The sequence below is a fragment of the Sulfurimonas autotrophica DSM 16294 genome (assembly GCF_000147355.1).
Classification (GTDB): domain Bacteria; phylum Campylobacterota; class Campylobacteria; order Campylobacterales; family Sulfurimonadaceae; genus Sulfurimonas; species Sulfurimonas autotrophica.
This window is the reverse complement of the sequence record NC_014506.1, coordinates 1059990-1077537: the sequence shown is the minus strand read 5'-3', so window position 1 is coordinate 1077537 and position 17548 is coordinate 1059990. Positions and strand designations below refer to the sequence as shown.

Here is a 17548-nt window from a genome sequence, read left to right as displayed (position 1 = left end):
AAATCAATTCCTTAAATAACCCTCTTTAATGAGAGCCTTTTTAATTTCTTCTTGATGCTGCTTACCTTTTGTTTCCATATGCACAGTAACGTTTGCATCACCGTAATCCAGCGATATAGAAGTCCTGTCATAAGAAATATGAACGATATTTGCATTTAACTCTTGCAGTATTTGCGTAAAACGCATTAATGAACCCGGTTTATCAACTAATGTGACTGTGAGTTTCATTTTACGATGGGATTTTAAAAGACCTTTTTCTATAATTACAGAAAGTAAAGTGACATCCATATTCCCGCCGCTCAATACCACTGCAACATTTTTTTCCTTTAAATAATCTAACTTATGATGCAATAAAGCGGCAACACCGACAGAGCCTGCTCCTTCTACGACAAGTTTTTGTTTTTCAAGTAAAAACAGTATAGCACTCGCTATCTCCTCATCATCTACACTGATTATTTCATCTACGCATTCTAAGGCATATCCAAGCGTAATGGATGATGTATCTCGTACGGCTATTCCGTCAGCTATAGTTCTCACACTTGTTGAATCAACAGCCCTTTTTAAATCAAAAGAATTTTTAAATGCCGGAGCACCTTTGGCACTTACACCGATGACTTTTATATTTGGGTTTATCGCTTTAATCGCACTGGCCATACCTGCTATAAGGCCGCCGCCGCCGACAGGAATGAGGACAGCATCAAGTTCATTGCATTTGTCTAAAATCTCTAAGGCAACAGTACCCTGCCCGGCCATAACCTCTTCATCTTCAAAAGGGTGTACAAAAGTTAAATGATTTTTTTCGCCGTATTCTTTTGCATAAGCATAGGCTTCATCATAATTTGCTCCTGCAAGTATGACCTCTGCGCCGAAATGTTTCACACCGTCTATTTTTGTAAGCGGTGTAGATTCAGGCATAACAATAACTGCTTTTGTGTCAAATGCTGCAGCTGAGTAGGCAACGCCTTGTGCATGGTTGCCTGCACTTGCCGCAACAACACCGCATTCTCTTTGCTGCGGTGTTAAGGTAGCTATTTTATTATATGCGCCGCGAAGTTTAAAAGCACCGGTTATCTGTAAATTTTCTTTTTTCAAATAAACATTGCATCCGGCAATTTCACTGAGATAAGGAGCATGAGAAAAAGGTGTATTTACAGCCACACCCTCTATACGTTTTTGTGCATCTTTTATTTTTTGTAATGGTATCAACGGCTACGCCTGAAGATTTCTATGATCAACCATAGAACATCGATTTTGTACTACTTTCATACTCGCATCTTGTGCTTTTTTTGCAGCTTCATTATTAACGATGCCTTTTTGAGCCCAAAACACCTTCACATCACCGCGGGCAATACAAGCATCAGCAATAGCATCAAGTGCAGCAGGTTTTCTAAAAATATTAACCATATCAACTTCAAAAGGAATATCTGCTAAGGATTTATAGACTTTTTCGCCTAAAATAGTTTCACCTTTTGGGTAAACCGGCACTATTTTATAGCCATGAGCCTGAAGATATTTAGCTACTCTATGACTGTCTTTACTCTCATCAGGTGAAAGTCCTAAAACTGCAATAGTTTTAACACTCTCAAAAATTTCTTTTACTTCATCCGTATTCAAGTTTATTGTAGGAAATTCGCACTCCATGTTTACGCCTTTTTCATATTTTATCATTAATATCCGACTCTAGTTGAACTAACTTCAGTAAGGTTAGCAAGGCCGAACTCTTCTGTTGAAGAAATTATATCTAAAAATAATAAAGTCATTGATAAATTTAACATGGTATGAAAACATAAATACATAGAAAAAATTAAAAAATAAATATATTTTTATTAATATCTATACAATCAAAACATAAAATATGAACATTTAAACTCTCATCATATGCCAAAGCAACATCTAAAGATGATTGAAAATCTTTAGTTTTAGGATAAATTAAATAAATATCATTAGCATCATATTTCTTACCATAGGCATACATTTGATATAAATCTGCCTGTGACAAATCATAATTTTTACTCTCTTGATTTATCAATTTCCATTTTGTATCTAATATAATATTTTTATCAATTACAATATCAGGTTTTAATCGAAATAAATCATGAGATTCTACAAGTTTATATTGTCTGTCTTGTGTTTTAACATCTCTATCTTGATAATTTTTTTTGAAAAAATATGCAACATAAGATTCAAAGAGTAGATTCATATCAAATAAGAGAGTATAAGCCATATCATTACTTCTATAAGGCGAAAAAGAGTGATTGTTTAAAAATATACTACACCTCTATAAACATATCAGGAGTTTTTGCTTATATGCAAACATCTACATCACTCAAATCTGTTGCTTCTCCACGAGCAACGGAGCCAAATATATCAATACTTCTCTATGCCGTATTTATCGTAATTATTTTTCTTCTATTGTGCTAATAAACTTAAAACATAATCACGATTCATCATAAACTCCTATTATTTAATAATTAAATTATAGCGCATCTTTTTCTAAATTTTTTTGCATATCTTCTCTTCCCAGCATATATGCTTTATTTATATCTTTAAATGAAAATATTTTTACATTTAGAAGTTCTTCATTGCACAAGTATATATCGCACAGCTCTTTTTTAACGGCATATTTAGAGTGCCATGCTGTATGTATATTCTTTTTCAGCCAGCCCAGCATAGTTTTTGGAACCTCTTTATACTTTGGAAAAAGATTTATGCCAAGTATCGGATAATTATACTTATATAACTGTTCAACCGGGAAATTATCTACCAAACTGCCGTCTACGACTAGTGTCTCATTTACATACACAGGACAAAATATTGGTGCAATAGAACAAGACGCTAAGACTGCTTCTTTAAGGACCTTGCCCTTATTATAATAAACTGCGCTTTCATTTTTTACATCGCATGCCACAACACTTAAGGGTATGTCAAGTTCTTCAAAGCTCTCTTTATCAATAAGTTTATTGATAACTGCTGCGTTAGACTTAAGTTTAAACATATAGCCACGTCCCAAAGAGATTTGAAAAACAGAGCGAAACTCTTTTGATTGTATCACTTCCAAAATATACTCAGCACTCTTCCCACATGCCAAAGATGCACCGATTAGGGCACCAATACTTGTACCGCTTATGGCTTTAATTTGTATATTATTTTCTTGCAATACTGAAATAACACCCAAATGATAAGCCCCACGACCTGCTCCTCCTGAGAGGCACAAGCCTATCTCTTTTGGAAATTGATTATTTTTCATTTCGCATACTCCAGTATTTTAGCTATATTATTTTTTCCTGCCCGAGCCGGTACAAGGCAAAATCATACTTTAACGGGTCTGTTGGGTCAAATTTTTTTAATGTTTGTGTAAGTTCTATTGCCGCCTCTAAATCATATGTTTTTCTTTGCAGCAGTCCTAAACGCCGGCTCACATTAAATGTATGCGTATCAAGTGGCATAATCAGATCGGCTTTGTCTATCCCTTTCCATAAGCCCATATCTATATTATCATCTCTAACCATCCAACGGAGAAACATCATCCACCGCTTTAATGAACCTGCACCTTTTGTTTTTGTGCTTACCTTTGAGAGTAAAAAAGTATAGCCTCTTGAATTATGTGTATAGAGTGAGTTGAGCTTTTCAATCAGCGCATTTATGCCGTCTATGACGTTCTTTTTCTCATTATATGCACTTTGAAACACGGATTCTAATGTTTGGGTTACATGTAACCGTTTGAGCGCTATAAAAAGTGCGGAAATATCTGCACCGGTTTGAAATCTATAATAGTAATTTTGCAAAGCATTCTCTATCACGGCATCATCTTCATTTAAAAGTGAAAAATCTAAAGAGTCTAAAAATTTTACAATTTGCTTCACGTTTCCATAGGCAAAAAGCGCACAAATGAGAGCAATTACAGGGTCTTTATATCTGTGCGCCACTAAAATCGGGTCAGGTTTTTCCTGATTTATTTCACTTGAAATATTTCGTAAAGCTGCCTCTGCATCCAACAGTTTTTTAACATCCACTTATAATCCCAACTGGTACAGTTTTTTCCGCTCGCTTGAACCTGCAATGTTGAGCTGTTTTCTATATTTTGCTATGGTTCGTCTGACCATTTTTACTTTGAACTTTTCTTGAATCAAGTCTAAAAGTTTCATGTCACTCAAAGGTTTCGCTCTACTTTCTTGCTTCACAAGTCCTATAAGATACTCTTTTATGGCAGCATTACTGACATCTTCATCAATGGCGGTTGTAAAAAACTCTTTCATAGCAAGTACGCCTCTGTCACAGGCTATATATTTGTTTGCAATAGCTCGTGAAATAGTTGAAGGATTATGTCCAAACTCATCAGCGAGAGTTTTAAGCGTCAAAGGCATAATCTGTCCGCCTGTAAAAAATTCATACTGGTACTCGACTATCATCAGCCCTACTTTATACAGCGTTGCTTTTCTCATATCGAGTGCATCTACCAGACTTTTTGCCTCTTTAATTTTTTGCGTAACAAATTCATGTTCCACACCATAAGAGGTGTCAATATTTATAATAGGGTAATAAGCATCATTAAGTTTGACTTCTATCTGTTGTTCATCATTAAAGTATATCATTAAGTCAGGAACTATCTGCGCGGAATCTTCCTGATACTCGATATTTGGAGGGTTTTTAAATGTTGCAATGACATGCATCACTTCACTAAAAGATTCCTCTTTGGAATAGGCATGAATATTTTGAATATCATTAATGATTTCTACAGCCAAACTATATGCCTTGTCACTAATATTTGCATTATCAAGCTGAAACAAAAATGACTCTGCCAAATCTTTTGCACCTATACCCACCGGATCTACATGTAAGAAGCGCAGACGGATTTTTTCAAAATTTTGTATGTTTATATCATGTTCTTGACAAAAAACTTCTGTATCGCCGTCATAGTAGCCCTGTTCATCTAAATTTGCAATGACAAAAGAAGCTATCTCCTGCGATATCGGTGTCGGAAAAAGCGGCGCACCGATTTGCTCATCCAAAACATCATATAAGCTTTTGTGTTGAATAGTCAACGCTTCTATCTGTTCTGTTCTAGAGTTGCTCACCCCACGAGAAATTATTTTTTTTGGAATTCTTTTTTCAAAATCTTCTTCATAGCCTGATTTTACTTCTATGACAGGATTGGCTTCTACAAAAGGAGTCATGGCTTCGCCCAAATCCGAGAGACTTGAGTGTAAAATAGGAAGCCAATTACGCAGAGTGTTTGAGAGCTTATGCTTTGTTTCAACCCCCTGTGTCTGTCTTAATGCTCCCATATTTTCATAAACTCCTAAAGCTTGAAGCTCTCGCCGAGATAATGCGTACGAACATCTTCATTTTGTCCGATTTCATCACTGGTTCCCTGTGCAAGCAGTTCGCCTGATTTTATAACATATACCCTGTCGCACACATCAAGTGTTTCACGTACATTATGGTCTGTAATAAGCACGCCAATATCATATGATATAAGCTGGTGTATAACTTTTTGTATATCCATTACTGCGATAGGGTCAACTCCTGCAAAAGGTTCATCAAGCAATAAAAATTTTGGTTTATTCACAAGCGCACGTGCAATTTCTACCCGACGACGTTCTCCACCGCTGAGGCTGATTCCTTTTCTATATCGTATAGGCTCAATATTAAACATATCAAGGAGTTCTACTATTCTTGCCTCTTGCTCTTGCTTATCTTTTATTCCAACTTCAGCTGCAATCATCAAGTTATCTTCAACTGTCAAATCTTTAAAAATCGAAGCTTCTTGAGGTAAATAACCAATACCCTTGAGTGCCCTTTCATGCAGAGGCATACCTATCAAGTCTTCACCGTCAAAATAGACTTTGCCCTCTGTTGCTTCTACTAAGCCACATATCATATAAAAAGTTGTAGTTTTTCCTGCTCCGTTTGGACCAAGTAAGCCTACAACTTCTCCACTATGAACTTCAAGGCTTACACTTTTTACTATTTCTAAATCTTTGATTTTCTTTTTTAAATCCGCTGCTTTTAATGTGTGCATATTTTATACTCTCTTGCATCGTTTGAAATTTTTTCTATTTTTATTGTCATTGTTTGGATTCCGGCAGACAGTAAGATATCTACCAAATCATCACTACCCCACTCTATAAAATGAAGTCCCGGTTTTTCTAACTCTTCGAGCATTCCCAATGATATAAAATGTTCAAGTCCATGATTGTAAATATCATAATGAAATAGTTTGTCTCCATAGTATTGCTGCAGTGAAAATGTGGGTGATGTGACATCCTCTTTATAACCTAATTCTTTTGCTATCTTTTTCACCAAAGTTGTTTTTCCTGCAGCCAAATCACCTTTTAAGATAACAACACCATCTTTAAAATCACGGATAATATCATTTACCAAAGAGTCAAGTTCTTTCAAGTTCAGTTTATAAGCGCTTTTCATAATTTATTTGATGTTTCTATTATTTGCTTTAATTTCACTTTAGGTCTTGCATTGGCGATAGCTTCTCTTGCCATTTCCAAACCATCCTGTATATCTCGCGCCAAACCGTCAACCATTAATGATGCTGCCGTGTTGATTAGAACTATATCTCTTTGAGCCTCTGTTGCCGTGTCATCAAAAATATTTCGTAAAATATTGGCATTCACTCTTGCATCTCCACCCATTATAGCTCTCAAAGGTGCTTTTTTAATGCCGTATTCCTGCGGATCTATTATCAACTCCTGCATATCATCACCTTTTAAAAGTGAAGCATAGGTGATATCACTGATGCTTATTTCATCCATCCCTTCATTTGAACTTACAACTAAGGCTGATTTTGCGCCGTTTATTTTTAAAGCTTGGGCCATTTTTGGTACAAAAGCTTTGTCAAATACACCCAGCATCGACTTTTTTACACCGGCAGGGTTTGTTAAAGGACCCAGTATATTAAATATAGTTTTATCGGGGATACTTTTGCGCACCGGTACAATAAATTTCATGGCAGGATGATGGTTTTGTGCAAACATAAATGTAAAACTGGTCTCTTCTAAAAGTTTTGCGCTTTGTTCTATACTTAAATCAAGCCGAACGCCTAGTGCTTCAAACATATCAGCACTACCGCTTTTTGAAGTGATAGAGCGACTTCCGTGTTTTGCAACGGTTGCACCACAAGAAGCAGCAAGCAAAGCCACAGTTGAGGAGATATTAAAACTGCCTATTTTATCACCGCCCGTCCCTACAATATCTAAAGCGTTATTTCTAAGTTCATCAGAAATAGGTAAAGGAATAGCAAAACTTCGCATTACATGTGCAGCAGCTGCAATCACTGTTACAGGAGTACTCTCATCAAGCCTCATACCTTCAAGAAATTCACGCATAGTTTCATCACTCATTTCATGATTAAAAAGTGATGTAAATTTTGCTATTGCTTCATCATATGTCATGAGAGTTCCTTTATATACTGGCCTTGTAATGATTTAGGTGTTGATTTTGTTGTAGGGATTTGCAGCACTTCATACTTTTTTGATTCGTTGAGATAGTTGATTGTAACAACAGAACCCACTTCCACATTTTTACTGGCTTTGGCAACTACGCCGTTTATCTCCACTACGCCGTTACTTATCATATCTTGTGCAACGGAACGTCTTTTTGTAATATTAACCGAATTTAAAAATTTATCTATTCTCATTCTTTATCTTTTTATTTTTTAAAAAATAAGTGATTTGCTTTTTGAGGCTCAGACCAACGGGAGGATTTGTCCTCTAAAAGTTAATTACTTATTTAAAGTATAGTTTGTTTATTGTAGACAAATAAAACTGAAAATAATGTAAGAAAAGAAAAAAGTTGGAACATTTTTTGCATTATTAATTATTCTGCATCAATTTTTCAAAATCTTCTTTTAAAAGTGGCTTAGAAAAAAGATACCCTTGATACAAATCACACTCCAAATTTGCCAAAAAATCTTTTTGTTCTTGTGCTTCAACACCCTCGGCCACTATTCTAAGATTTAGGTTTTTTGAAATATCTATGATACTTTTTACTAAAGAGGCCTGTCGTTTATCATCAAGTTCTGCTATAAAAGATTTATCAATTTTCAACTCATATGCAGGAATATCACGTATATAACTTAATGATGAATATCCGGTTCCAAAATCATCTATGGAAAATTGAATATTATATTTTTTTAACTCATTAATGATACTGATCAATCTTTTTAAATCTTCTGATGTACTTGTCTCGGTGATTTCAAAAATCAGTTTTGTTTTAAAATCTGCAACATTATACTTTTCAAACAAGCGTTTCACTGTAATAGTAAAGTCCTTATTTAGAAGCTGTCTCATGCTGATATTGACAGACAACTGATGCAGGTTCATATGCATACTTTCCCATCTTTGCAGAGTTTTTATGGATTCTTCTAAAATATATTCACCCAGTTCTATGATGTAACCGGTACTCTCGGCAACCGCTATAAATACTTCAGGACTAACCATACCGAGTTGTGCACTTTTCCATCTAGCAAGGACTTCACAGCCGATAATCTTATTTTTGCAGGTTGTTTGGGGCTGGTATTGTAAAAATATTTCATTTTTTTCTATGGCAAAGTGCAGTAATCTTTCAATTTGAAGCTTCTCTTCAATAACTCTGCAAAGTTCATCATTAAAAATAATAACATCATCCCTGCCATTGTGCTTTGCCTCATACATGGCAATGTCAGCCTCTTTTAAAAAATCATTTGCATTAAGCTGAGGATTGTTTATAATACTTACACCGATACTTGCACTGATATGCAGACTGCTGTCTTCTATAAAATATGCCTCTTTTATCGTTTTTAAAATTTTGTTTGAAAACTCTTCTGCTTCAGCAAGGCACAACTCTTTGGTGTCAAACGCATCACTTAAGATACAAAATTCATCTCCACCCAGTCTGGCAACAATATTGTGATGCACAGATGATAATTTTGTCAGCCTTTGTGAAACTTCTATTAAGAGTTTGTCACCTACATCATGTCCCAACGTATCATTAATAGTTTTAAAATAATCCAAATCTATTAAGAGCAGATAGGTGTATTTATCTTTATTTTCTTTTACTGAACTAGCCAAATGTTCTATAAAGTAGCGTCGATTACCCAATCCTGTCAAATAATCATGGTAAGCCTGAAATCTGCTCTTTAGCAGATATTCATAGGTGTTTTTTGCAGCATAGAGTAAAACGATTGTTAAAACAACGGTAAAAAAGGCAAGCAGATAAGAATATATCTGCCCGATAGCTAAAAAGTAGAGTATAATAGGCAGCATCAAAGAGGCAACCGTAATTATAACAAGTCTTTTTTGGGAAGCTAAAATCGTTGATGCCACAACAGCACTGCCCAGCTGGGTAGCAATAGCAATATAATGCAGATGAATATTATCTTTGGAAATGTAATACAAAAAGATAACTGTCCATAAAGAAAAATAGACAAACATGAAATACCTTACATGTAACAGCCAGCGGTTTTTCTCTTTTATCGTCATATCAAAAGAGTATCGTTTATAAAGTTTGTATCCCCATACAGAGACCAAAACAACGATTAAAAACCATAATGTCTCTATAAATATTGATGAATATAAAAAACCCATTAAGATATAACCCGGTCCAGTACCTAGAAACAGTGCAATAACAACTAGGATTTGTTTGTGCATAAAATTATAAAAATGAATATTATCATTCATAGGTATAAAGACCTTTGCTATAAGATAAAGTAATTATATCACAACTTTAACACTTTTATAACAATTGTCTTTTTTCAGTAAGTGCCTTTACCAAAGAGTTTCGCATCGACATATATGCCTTTTGATTTTGCAATATTACTTTTTTCTCTTTTTTGTACTCTTTCTGCAACGATTCCAGCTCTTTTTGCAGATTTGCATATTGATGGAACCTGGCTTTGCTTATCATAGAGTTGAAAATCTCTCTTTTTTGATTTACCATTGTTCCTGTATGGCTTTTAATTCTTATAATGTCTCTTTTAATTTTTTTATCTTCATTTTCATCAGTTGAGAGTTCAAGAGAATCATAATTTTTTTCTAATTCAAGTTTTTGATCTTCAATATCTTTTTCAAGATTGGTTATTTTGTCATATGCCAAAGCGTTATATTCAAGCGGAGAGAGTCCTTCTACATAAAATTGAGACATCTCTTTTTTTATTTTGTTCATCTCTTTTTTAAATTTATCGAGATTTTTCTTACTTTTTGTATAGACTTTGGCGATAGAAAGCATAGAAACGACATTCCATCGTAAGCCGTCTTCTGTTTCCAAACTCGGAATTTTATATTTTTTTCCGCCGACAACTAAAATGTTTAAAGAGTAGTATTTTAAAAACTTTATTATATAGTTGTTGTTTATTGATATTTCATACAACATCAAATCTGCTATATGCTCAAAAACTTCCTTAAAATGAATCCTGAAAATATACCCTGAAAATCCTTGAAAAAAACCGTCGTTATCATCATCATACATAGCATCTAACTGCTCGGCAATTATTTGCTTTATATAAGAAAAAACATATTTTTCATATATTTCATTATTGATGGGGTGCTCTACAAAATACTTTTGAAAAAATTCTTTGGCTATAAATTGAAAAAAGTCTTTGTTCTCTTCATCTGCAAAAAATTCTTGATAAAAATCGTGTAATTCTTCTTCACTAAATCCATTATAACGACCGGCAACCGTACCTACATCTTTTTCTTTGACATCCTGCTTTGTCTTTTCATCAAATATTTTAATAAATATCTGTCCGCTTCGACTCACAACCACATCATTTTTTGACAGCTCAAACGCCTGCCTGATGACTACCTTTAAAAGTTCTTTTTCATCAATATTATCAGGTTTGTTCTTTTCTATGAAAGCATAAATTGCATCAACTAACTCTTTAGACATCAAAAGTTGATTATCTTTGCCTTTATAGTTGTACGCTATTAAATCTTCATTATCATTGATTAATTGAATTACATCATCCAGATAAGGAATTTTCATCGATAGCATACATCTCTCTTTTGTTCTTTCTTATCATTTTATCCAATAACAGTGTATAATTCAAGTATGTTAACCTTTACCTATCAAACTATGACACAAATCACAAAAATACTACAAAATACTTTCGGCACACTGCAGCAAAAAGAGATAATTGAATTTAAAGTGCTTAATCCTGACACTGTATCTTCTCTTTATAATGGAAATGTCGTTACATGTAACGGTGTAGCGCATATTTATAGAGGGTATAAAAGCTGGGTTGATTTGGCACATTTACTCAAGTGCAGAATGCTCACACCTAAAATAGTTGATGAGTATTATATAGTTATGTGTTATGAAAAACTCGACGAAGAGAGCAGCTTTCACAAAAATATCACAGACAAAGAAGAGAAATACGGAAAAGACTCTATTTTCGGACAAATTCACAAAAATGAAGAAGCCTCTTTTATTTATAGCTATATACAAGCTCTACAAAACGTACATGTAAACAAAAGAGTGCGCATTTTAAATCTCGGTGTCAACAGCGGTGATGAGTTTGAAGCCATAAAGGCCTATGCAGAGAATTTTAATGACTTGAAACTTGTCGGTATAGATTACTGTGAATCTGCCATAGCCGCAGCAAAAGAAAAATTTAAAAATATGCCCAACATATCTTTACATGTAGCCGATATAAATGAGTTAAACTCGCTTAATTTAGGAGAATTTGACCTCATCATAAGCATAGGAACACTTCAAAGTTCAAATCTTGAATATAACAAACTTTTAATGTCTCTAGTGCAAAATCAGCTTAAAAAAGATGGAGCCATGATACTCGGCTTTCCAAACTGCCGTTGGATTGACGGTGAAATGATATACGGGGCAAAGGTAAAAAACTATGCTTTTTCAGAGATGGGACTGCTTTACAAAGATGTTATGTTCGCAAAAAAATACCTGCAGCAAAAAAAGTTTCGTGTGACCGTTACAGGCAAAGATTATATCTTTGTAACGGCTACATCTATTCGTAAAAGTTAAGATGCAAAACCACTGCAGAAGCTGTCTTTTTTCACAACTATCTGTTTTTGTTTCTCTTTTCTTCTCATATCTTTTTCCACAAATATTTTTTTGCGTGTTTTAGGGTCTAACTCAGTGTAATACATCACCGCCGAATAGGTCGAAGGTGTCGGCGTAAAGACCTGAGCCTGTTCAGGGTTCATCTGCAGTTCCTCCGTTGTAAAACGCTTGAGCTCATGCATATCTTTCTCCTCACAACCAGGATGAGCAGCTATAAGATAATAAGTTAAAAACTGCTTTTTACCCGATTCTTTATTGAGTTTGTCATAAAGCTTTTTAAAATCAATAAGTGTCTGTTTCCCCGGTTTTCCCATAAGCTCAAGTACATGCTGTTGTGTATGTTCAGGAGCTACTTTCATCTGTCCCGATATATGATGTTCTACCATCTCTTTTAAGTAGCTGTATCCATGCTGTTTATCGGCTGTAATCAAGTCATATCTTACACCCGAAGCCACAAATGCCTTTCTAACACCTTCAACTTCGCGAACCTGCCTTAAAAGATTAATATTTCTTGCATGATCAACTTTCATAGTTTTACACAAATGACTTGCATCCACACAACGCTGATGATCACAGGTTCCCAGTTTCAGCTTTTTACCGCACTCATAGCCGTACATATTTGCAGTCGGTCCGCCGACATCAGAGATAATGCCCTTATAATCTTTATACTTGTTAAAATCTTTTGCCTCAGATAAAATATTTGTCTCGGAACGCGTTCTGATAGTACGTCCCTGATGCACGCCGATAGCACAAAAGTTACACTCACCCCAGCAGCCGTGATGTGTCATAATTGAGAACTTAATCGTCTCCAAGCATTTCACTTTTCCATCTTTTGCATAATAGGGATGCAACTCTCTTGTAAAAGGCAGGTTTGAGTTTGCATCCATTTCATTTTCATTCAAATAATCACAGGGAGGATTTTGAATAAGATAACGGCTGTCCACCGGCTGACAGAGTCCTTTTGCCGATATAGGGTCATTGTTATCATAAAAATCATCAAAAAGATCTATATATTTTTCTTTATCATCCAAACACTCTTGATGTGAAGGGAGTTGAGTATACTCATATACAGGCTCTTTGGATATATAACAGACCCCTCTTATATCTCTATAGTCTCTCTTTTCATCTATGGCACGGGTCAACTGTTCTAAGGCTATTTCTCCCATACCATAAATCATAACATCCGCTTTGGAATCAAACAATATAGGTTTTTTTAGTTTATTAGACCAGTAATCATAATGACTGACACGACGTAAAGATGCTTCAATTCCGCCAAGAACTAAAGGTACAGTATTTTTAAAATAACGACGGATAAGATTACAATAAACACTGAGTGCACGGTCAGGACGTTTGTTGTTTTTTCCGCCCGGTGTATAATCATCTGAGTTTCTGAACTTTTTTGTAGCCGTATAGTTACTCACCATAGAATCAACACTGCCACCGCTTACACCCCAATATAAACGCGGCTCGCCCAAACGCATAATATCATCAGGCTTATCAATGTCAGGCTGTCCTATCATCCCAACTTTGTATCCCATTTTCTCAAGCATACGTCCAACCATCGCAACGCCAATAAAGGGAGAGTCTATATAAGCATCACCGCTGACTAATATCACATCACAATAATCCCATCCTTTTGCATCCATCTCCGCACGGGTTGTCGGAAGAAAATCTTTTTCACTGAAAGTGACAGTATCTCTTTTTGGATTGTTGTGTTTGTTTTTGTTTCGTCTGCTCAAGATATGGCCTTTTGGAGATGTAAAATAGTATGCTAATAATACACTATTTATACAAAAGAAAAGATTATTTGTTATTAAGTGCCCGACCATAATAAATGTCATAATTCAATGAAGAAAGAAACCATAAGATACAAGGCGAAAATCCGTAGGAGCTACTAGTAGCTTCAAGGATTTTCAACGAAGTAGATTGTGTTTTCTTTCTTCACCCGAAGGGCAACACTTAAAAGGCTTATCTTCTTCGTTAAACTTAGGCTAACGATACTAGTATCGCCAACCAAAGTTTGCCTTAAAGCTAAACCTTTTAAGCGTTGTTGAATATGACATTTATTATGGTCAGGCACTTAACATTGAGCTAATACACTTTTGTATATACTTTGACTATGTCTAATAAAATATTGTTAGTAGAAGATGATGAAATATTATCTGAGACCTTGATTGAACTGTTAGAGAATGAAGCATTTGAAGTATTACATGTAAAGGATGGCGAAGCTGCTCTTGATGCTACTTTTGAAAACAAATTCACTTTACTGCTTTTGGATGTCAATGTTCCTTTGCTCAATGGTTTCGAGTTCTTAAAAAGTTTACGTGAAAGCGGGGATATGACACCGGCTATTTTTCTCACCTCTTTAAGCGATCTTGCTTCTTTGGCAAACGGCTTTGATGTCGGTGCGGATGACTATATTAAAAAGCCATTTGACTTCGATGAACTACTTATACGCATACATGCTCTTCTCAAAAAAGCATATCATACGTATCAAAATGAATTGCGGGTGAATAATTTTCGCTTTGTGATTGATAAAGATGAACTTTATAATAAGTCCAATTTTATAGCACTTTCCCCTTATGAATTGCAAATTACAAAACTCTTCTTTAAAAACTTAAATAAAACAGTGCAAAAAGAGCTCATTTTTGAAGAGCTTAGCGCGAATAAAGAGATGAGCGAAGGAGCATTACGCGTACATATAAACAAACTTCGTAAAATTGGGCTACCCATTACAACGATAAAAGGTATAGGATACCGTCTTGCATCATCATGAAAAACTGGCATTTTTTAAATTTTTTCTTGTTTATTTTATTAGTATTGCCTTACTAATTTTAGTCGCAGGATATTTCTATTTTGAACAGACAAAAAACCATTTTTTAAAAGAAGAAGAATTTTCACTTATTGAGTATGCAAGACATATTAAAATGGGTAATTCTTTAGATGAATATAGTAAAGATTATCATCATTCTTTTCTCCATGTACCAAAACATATTAACATTAAAAATTTTACTGCAGGAACTACAGAATTTTCAAAATTATTACCAATGAATAGAAATACAAAATATTTAAAAGTATTTAAATCAAAGAAAAGCTTTGATGAAAAACTGTGGAACCTAAAGAAAAAAATTATAGCCATGCAGTTTTTGCTTCTTCTTATTTTTGCATACATAAGTTACAAACTAGCTAAAAGTGCCTTAAAACCTTTACAAGAGAGTATAATAACGCTTGATAAATTTGCAAAAGATTTAATTCATGATTTAAATACCCCCGTAACCTCAATACAGCTCAACATGAAACTCATAGAAAAAATTCCACAACTTCAAAACAACAAAGCGCTGATCAGATTAAATAAAAGTATAAATAATATTTCAGAACTCCATGAAAATCTAACCATACTTCTCCAAGAAGAAACTTTTCAAATACAAAATCAAAATATTTGTCAAATAGTGCAAGAAGTTGTTGATGTACAAAAAGCTCTTTATCCAAATATAATTTTTCATATCCAATGTAATACGTTCAAAGCAAAAATAAATACACATGCCATGAAACAAATTTTGCAAAATATCATCTCTAATGCCTGCAAATATAACGTTTCAAATGGATATATAAAAATTTATCATAAAAACAATGCCTTATATATTGAAGATAACGGTAAAGGGATTAAAGAACCTGCAAAAATTTTTGAACGTTCCTATAGTGATGAAAACAGTAGCGGCTTAGGACTTGATATAGTTAAAAGATTGGCATACGCTATGGATATAAAAATAGTTGTTCAAAAAAACGAACCATCTGGAACTACCTTTATTTTAAGTGCTAGACCAGAATAAATGTCATTTATTCTGGTCTAGCACTTAACACTGCCATCATGAGGTTGCACAACCCAAGACATACTCCAATTCATATATATTATTGACAATATACTCAAAATCATCATAATTTTCTTCATCAGAAACTATCAGTAATTCATCGCCAATTTCCAACTTCATTCTTGAATCAGGCATTAAATATACTTCATCCCCTCTTTTAAGCAACAAAAAGACTATATGTAACAGCTCATTTCTGTCAGCACGGGATCTTCTTAAATCTGCCAGAGTTATATTTTCACCTTCTTGCAGTTCCAATGTCAGTGCATACGCATTGTCATCATTAAGCCTGGTTTCAAAGTACATCGGATTCATTCCTGTTATATTGTTGAGCATATGCACAATGACCTCTGCCCATTCATCATCTTTTTTTCTTGCTTCTTGTATAAACAAATCCGCCAAAGGTCTTGCTATATAGTTATAAGTCGCATCAGCCAATATCTTTTCAACGATATATATTTTATTGATTTTAGATGCCTGAAATATATTTAAATCATCCAGTGCATTTTCACGTGCCATTGTAAATATTTTAGGATTGAGCTGTTTTGCCTTATTTAAAATGGTAAGATTTAACAAATCATTTTGTGTCGCGGCAATGATGCAGGAACTCTCTTTGACGCCAAGTTTTAAAAGCGATTCCATATCATCATCATCCCCGAAAATAGTTGTATTTTTATCCTGTATATATTTTTGTGAATCAAAATCTTTGATTACATATTCAACACCGGCTTTTTCCAATCCCTCTTTAATGGCTTTGCCCATTCTGCCGTTGCCGTAAATAATATATTTTCCCTGCGGAAAATGATCCCGCTTTTTAAGTTTGAGTATATGCCCGTACATCCACATCTCCAAAAGCCAGATATGCGGTGCGGTAATACCGTAATAGATACGTTTTGATATAATATCAAAGGGATTTTTTACATGTTTTAAATCCATGCTTCTAAAGTGCTCAAGCTGTTGTTGGGATGTCGCTTTTACAATAATATCAAGTTTTTTATTGAGCAGTTTACTGATAGTGGCTATTTTGGAATTGACCATATCATCTTCAAATAAAGAGATAATACCTGCACAATTTTTTTGATGAATACCGGCAATTTTAAGCATTTTTTGATTTGTCGCATCCCCTACAAAAGCAGGAACATCAGGATAAAAATTTTCCAATATCAACTCATCAATTTTTTTATCATCTTTATCTAGGACAACTACTCTGTAATCTCTGCCGTTAAGTCTGTCAATAATGCTTTTTGTTATGCTGTTATAGCCGAGTATAATATAAAAAGGTTTGTTAATATGCTTAACCTGATTTCTAAAAGAGTTTGTACTCAGTGCTTTTCTTAATGCCTCATCTTGAATTAAAGAGACAATCGCACCTATGCCGTAAAACCAGCCGATAACTGTAAAATATACGGCAAAACTCACCCACATACGCTGTTCATAATTAAATGTGTAAGGCGCTTCACCAAAACCTATAGTGCTTGCCATATATGTTACAAAATAAAAAGCGTCAAAAAATGTCATTTGATAAGGATTACCGTTGTTGTCCGTGCCCGGAATAAGCACCAATCCAAGTATGGATATGGCAAAAGTTATTATAATGACTAAAAAAGGCGTTCTTAAGCGCTTAAGAACAATCCATATTATCTGTTCATTCATATTGA

The 17548-nt window shown here is 34.5% G+C and carries 18 protein-coding genes; 3 read left to right on the top strand and 15 right to left on the bottom strand.

From position 1 onward, the window contains the following. Positions 1–3: 3 nt before the first annotated feature. From ilvA to SAUT_RS05495, 13 genes are all read right to left on the bottom strand, one after another. Positions 4–1206: a threonine ammonia-lyase gene (gene ilvA / locus SAUT_RS05550; RefSeq protein WP_013326893.1), complete on the bottom strand. Its 1203-nt coding sequence runs from the start codon at positions 1204–1206 to the stop codon at positions 4–6. 3 nt (positions 1207–1209) lie between these two features. Beyond that, positions 1210–1641 (bottom strand): CoA-binding protein, encoded by a 432-nt coding sequence (locus tag SAUT_RS05545; protein ID WP_013326892.1) that lies wholly within the window; start codon positions 1639–1641, stop codon positions 1210–1212. A gap of 163 nt (positions 1642–1804) precedes the next feature. Then, positions 1805–2269, bottom strand: a complete 465-nt coding sequence (locus SAUT_RS05540) for a 5-methylcytosine restriction system specificity protein McrC (protein ID WP_083778303.1) — start codon at positions 2267–2269, stop codon at positions 1805–1807. 34 nt (positions 2270–2303) lie between these two features. Further along, positions 2304–2372 (bottom strand): nucleotidyltransferase domain-containing protein, encoded by a 69-nt coding sequence (locus SAUT_RS11645; protein ID WP_083778325.1) that lies wholly within the window; start codon positions 2370–2372, stop codon positions 2304–2306. 104 nt (positions 2373–2476) lie between these two features. Further along, entirely contained in the window at positions 2477–3247 is a 771-nt protein-coding gene (locus tag SAUT_RS05535) for a patatin-like phospholipase family protein (RefSeq protein WP_013326891.1), read from the bottom strand. A gap of 22 nt (positions 3248–3269) precedes the next feature. Next, positions 3270–4013: a TIGR02757 family protein gene (locus tag SAUT_RS05530; RefSeq protein WP_013326890.1), complete on the bottom strand. Its 744-nt coding sequence runs from the start codon at positions 4011–4013 to the stop codon at positions 3270–3272. Then, positions 4014–5285 (bottom strand): RNA polymerase factor sigma-54, encoded by a 1272-nt coding sequence (locus SAUT_RS05525; RefSeq protein WP_013326889.1) that lies wholly within the window; start codon positions 5283–5285, stop codon positions 4014–4016. 14 nt (positions 5286–5299) lie between these two features. Further along, positions 5300–6022 (bottom strand): LPS export ABC transporter ATP-binding protein, encoded by a 723-nt coding sequence (lptB, locus tag SAUT_RS05520; RefSeq protein WP_013326888.1) that lies wholly within the window; start codon positions 6020–6022, stop codon positions 5300–5302. After that, on the bottom strand, positions 6010–6426 hold the full coding sequence (gene tsaE, locus SAUT_RS05515) for a tRNA (adenosine(37)-N6)-threonylcarbamoyltransferase complex ATPase subunit type 1 TsaE (protein ID WP_013326887.1): 417 nt from the start codon (positions 6424–6426) through the stop codon (positions 6010–6012). Before tsaE ends, lptB begins: the two co-directional genes overlap by 13 nt. Continuing rightward, positions 6423–7409: an anthranilate phosphoribosyltransferase gene (gene trpD / locus SAUT_RS05510; RefSeq protein WP_013326886.1), complete on the bottom strand. Its 987-nt coding sequence runs from the start codon at positions 7407–7409 to the stop codon at positions 6423–6425. Before trpD ends, tsaE begins: the two co-directional genes overlap by 4 nt. Next, the gene (locus SAUT_RS05505) at positions 7406–7654 is read right to left on the bottom strand and encodes an RNA-binding S4 domain-containing protein (protein ID WP_013326885.1); all 249 of its coding nucleotides are present in this window, start codon (positions 7652–7654) and stop codon (positions 7406–7408) included. Before SAUT_RS05505 ends, trpD begins: the two co-directional genes overlap by 4 nt. Positions 7655–7829: 175 nt before the next feature. Continuing rightward, a complete protein-coding gene (locus tag SAUT_RS05500) occupies positions 7830–9674 on the bottom strand; it encodes a putative bifunctional diguanylate cyclase/phosphodiesterase (RefSeq protein ID WP_013326884.1) in 1845 nt (614 codons plus the stop codon). Positions 9675–9729: 55 nt separating this feature from the next. Beyond that, positions 9730–10977, bottom strand: coding sequence for a hypothetical protein (locus SAUT_RS05495; protein ID WP_041675427.1), 1248 nt, complete (start codon positions 10975–10977; stop codon positions 9730–9732). A gap of 66 nt (positions 10978–11043) precedes the next feature. Between SAUT_RS05495 and SAUT_RS05490 the strand changes: the two genes are divergently transcribed. Then, the gene (locus tag SAUT_RS05490; RefSeq protein ID WP_013326882.1) at positions 11044–11985 is read left to right on the top strand and encodes a class I SAM-dependent methyltransferase; all 942 of its coding nucleotides are present in this window, start codon (positions 11044–11046) and stop codon (positions 11983–11985) included. On the opposite strand, the gene SAUT_RS05485 is transcribed toward SAUT_RS05490, so the two are convergent. Next, positions 11982–13865 carry a YgiQ family radical SAM protein gene (locus SAUT_RS05485; protein WP_013326881.1) on the bottom strand — a complete coding sequence of 628 codons (1884 nt, stop codon included), beginning with the start codon at positions 13863–13865 and terminating at the stop codon, positions 11982–11984. The genes SAUT_RS05490 and SAUT_RS05485 overlap by 4 nt on opposite strands. A 278-nt stretch (positions 13866–14143) precedes the next feature. On the opposite strand from SAUT_RS05485, the gene SAUT_RS05480 reads away from it, so the two are divergent. Further along, a complete protein-coding gene (locus SAUT_RS05480) occupies positions 14144–14800 on the top strand; it encodes a response regulator transcription factor (RefSeq protein ID WP_013326880.1) in 657 nt (218 codons plus the stop codon). After that, positions 14787–15854 (top strand): sensor histidine kinase, encoded by a 1068-nt coding sequence (locus SAUT_RS05475; RefSeq protein ID WP_013326879.1) that lies wholly within the window; start codon positions 14787–14789, stop codon positions 15852–15854. The genes SAUT_RS05480 and SAUT_RS05475 overlap by 14 nt, the downstream gene beginning before the upstream one ends. A 36-nt stretch (positions 15855–15890) precedes the next feature. Here the strand turns inward: SAUT_RS05475 and SAUT_RS05470 are convergent, their stop codons facing one another. Beyond that, positions 15891–17543, bottom strand: coding sequence for a potassium channel family protein (locus SAUT_RS05470; protein ID WP_013326878.1), 1653 nt, complete (start codon positions 17541–17543; stop codon positions 15891–15893). Between the last annotated feature and the right edge of the window lie 5 nt (positions 17544–17548).

Coding starts and splice junctions, on each gene's coding strand:
- SAUT_RS05545 (WP_013326892.1), bottom strand. CDS start 1,641: ATGGAGTGCGAATTTCCTACAATAAACTTGAATACGGATGAAGTAAAA.
- SAUT_RS05535 (WP_013326891.1), bottom strand. CDS start 3,247: ATGAAAAATAATCAATTTCCAAAAGAGATAGGCTTGTGCCTCTCAGGA.
- SAUT_RS05525 (WP_013326889.1), bottom strand. CDS start 5,285: ATGGGAGCATTAAGACAGACACAGGGGGTTGAAACAAAGCATAAGCTC.
- lptB (WP_013326888.1), bottom strand. CDS start 6,022: ATGCACACATTAAAAGCAGCGGATTTAAAAAAGAAAATCAAAGATTTA.
- tsaE (WP_013326887.1), bottom strand. CDS start 6,426: ATGAAAAGCGCTTATAAACTGAACTTGAAAGAACTTGACTCTTTGGTA.
- trpD (WP_013326886.1), bottom strand. CDS start 7,409: ATGACATATGATGAAGCAATAGCAAAATTTACATCACTTTTTAATCAT.
- SAUT_RS05505 (WP_013326885.1), bottom strand. CDS start 7,654: ATGAGAATAGATAAATTTTTAAATTCGGTTAATATTACAAAAAGACGT.
- SAUT_RS05500 (WP_013326884.1), bottom strand. CDS start 9,674: ATGAATGATAATATTCATTTTTATAATTTTATGCACAAACAAATCCTA.
- SAUT_RS05495 (WP_041675427.1), bottom strand. CDS start 10,977: ATGAAAATTCCTTATCTGGATGATGTAATTCAATTAATCAATGATAAT.
- SAUT_RS05490 (WP_013326882.1), top strand. CDS start 11,044: ATGTTAACCTTTACCTATCAAACTATGACACAAATCACAAAAATACTA.
- SAUT_RS05485 (WP_013326881.1), bottom strand. CDS start 13,865: ATGACATTTATTATGGTCGGGCACTTAATAACAAATAATCTTTTCTTT.
- SAUT_RS05480 (WP_013326880.1), top strand. CDS start 14,144: ATGTCTAATAAAATATTGTTAGTAGAAGATGATGAAATATTATCTGAG.
- SAUT_RS05470 (WP_013326878.1), bottom strand. CDS start 17,543: ATGAATGAACAGATAATATGGATTGTTCTTAAGCGCTTAAGAACGCCT.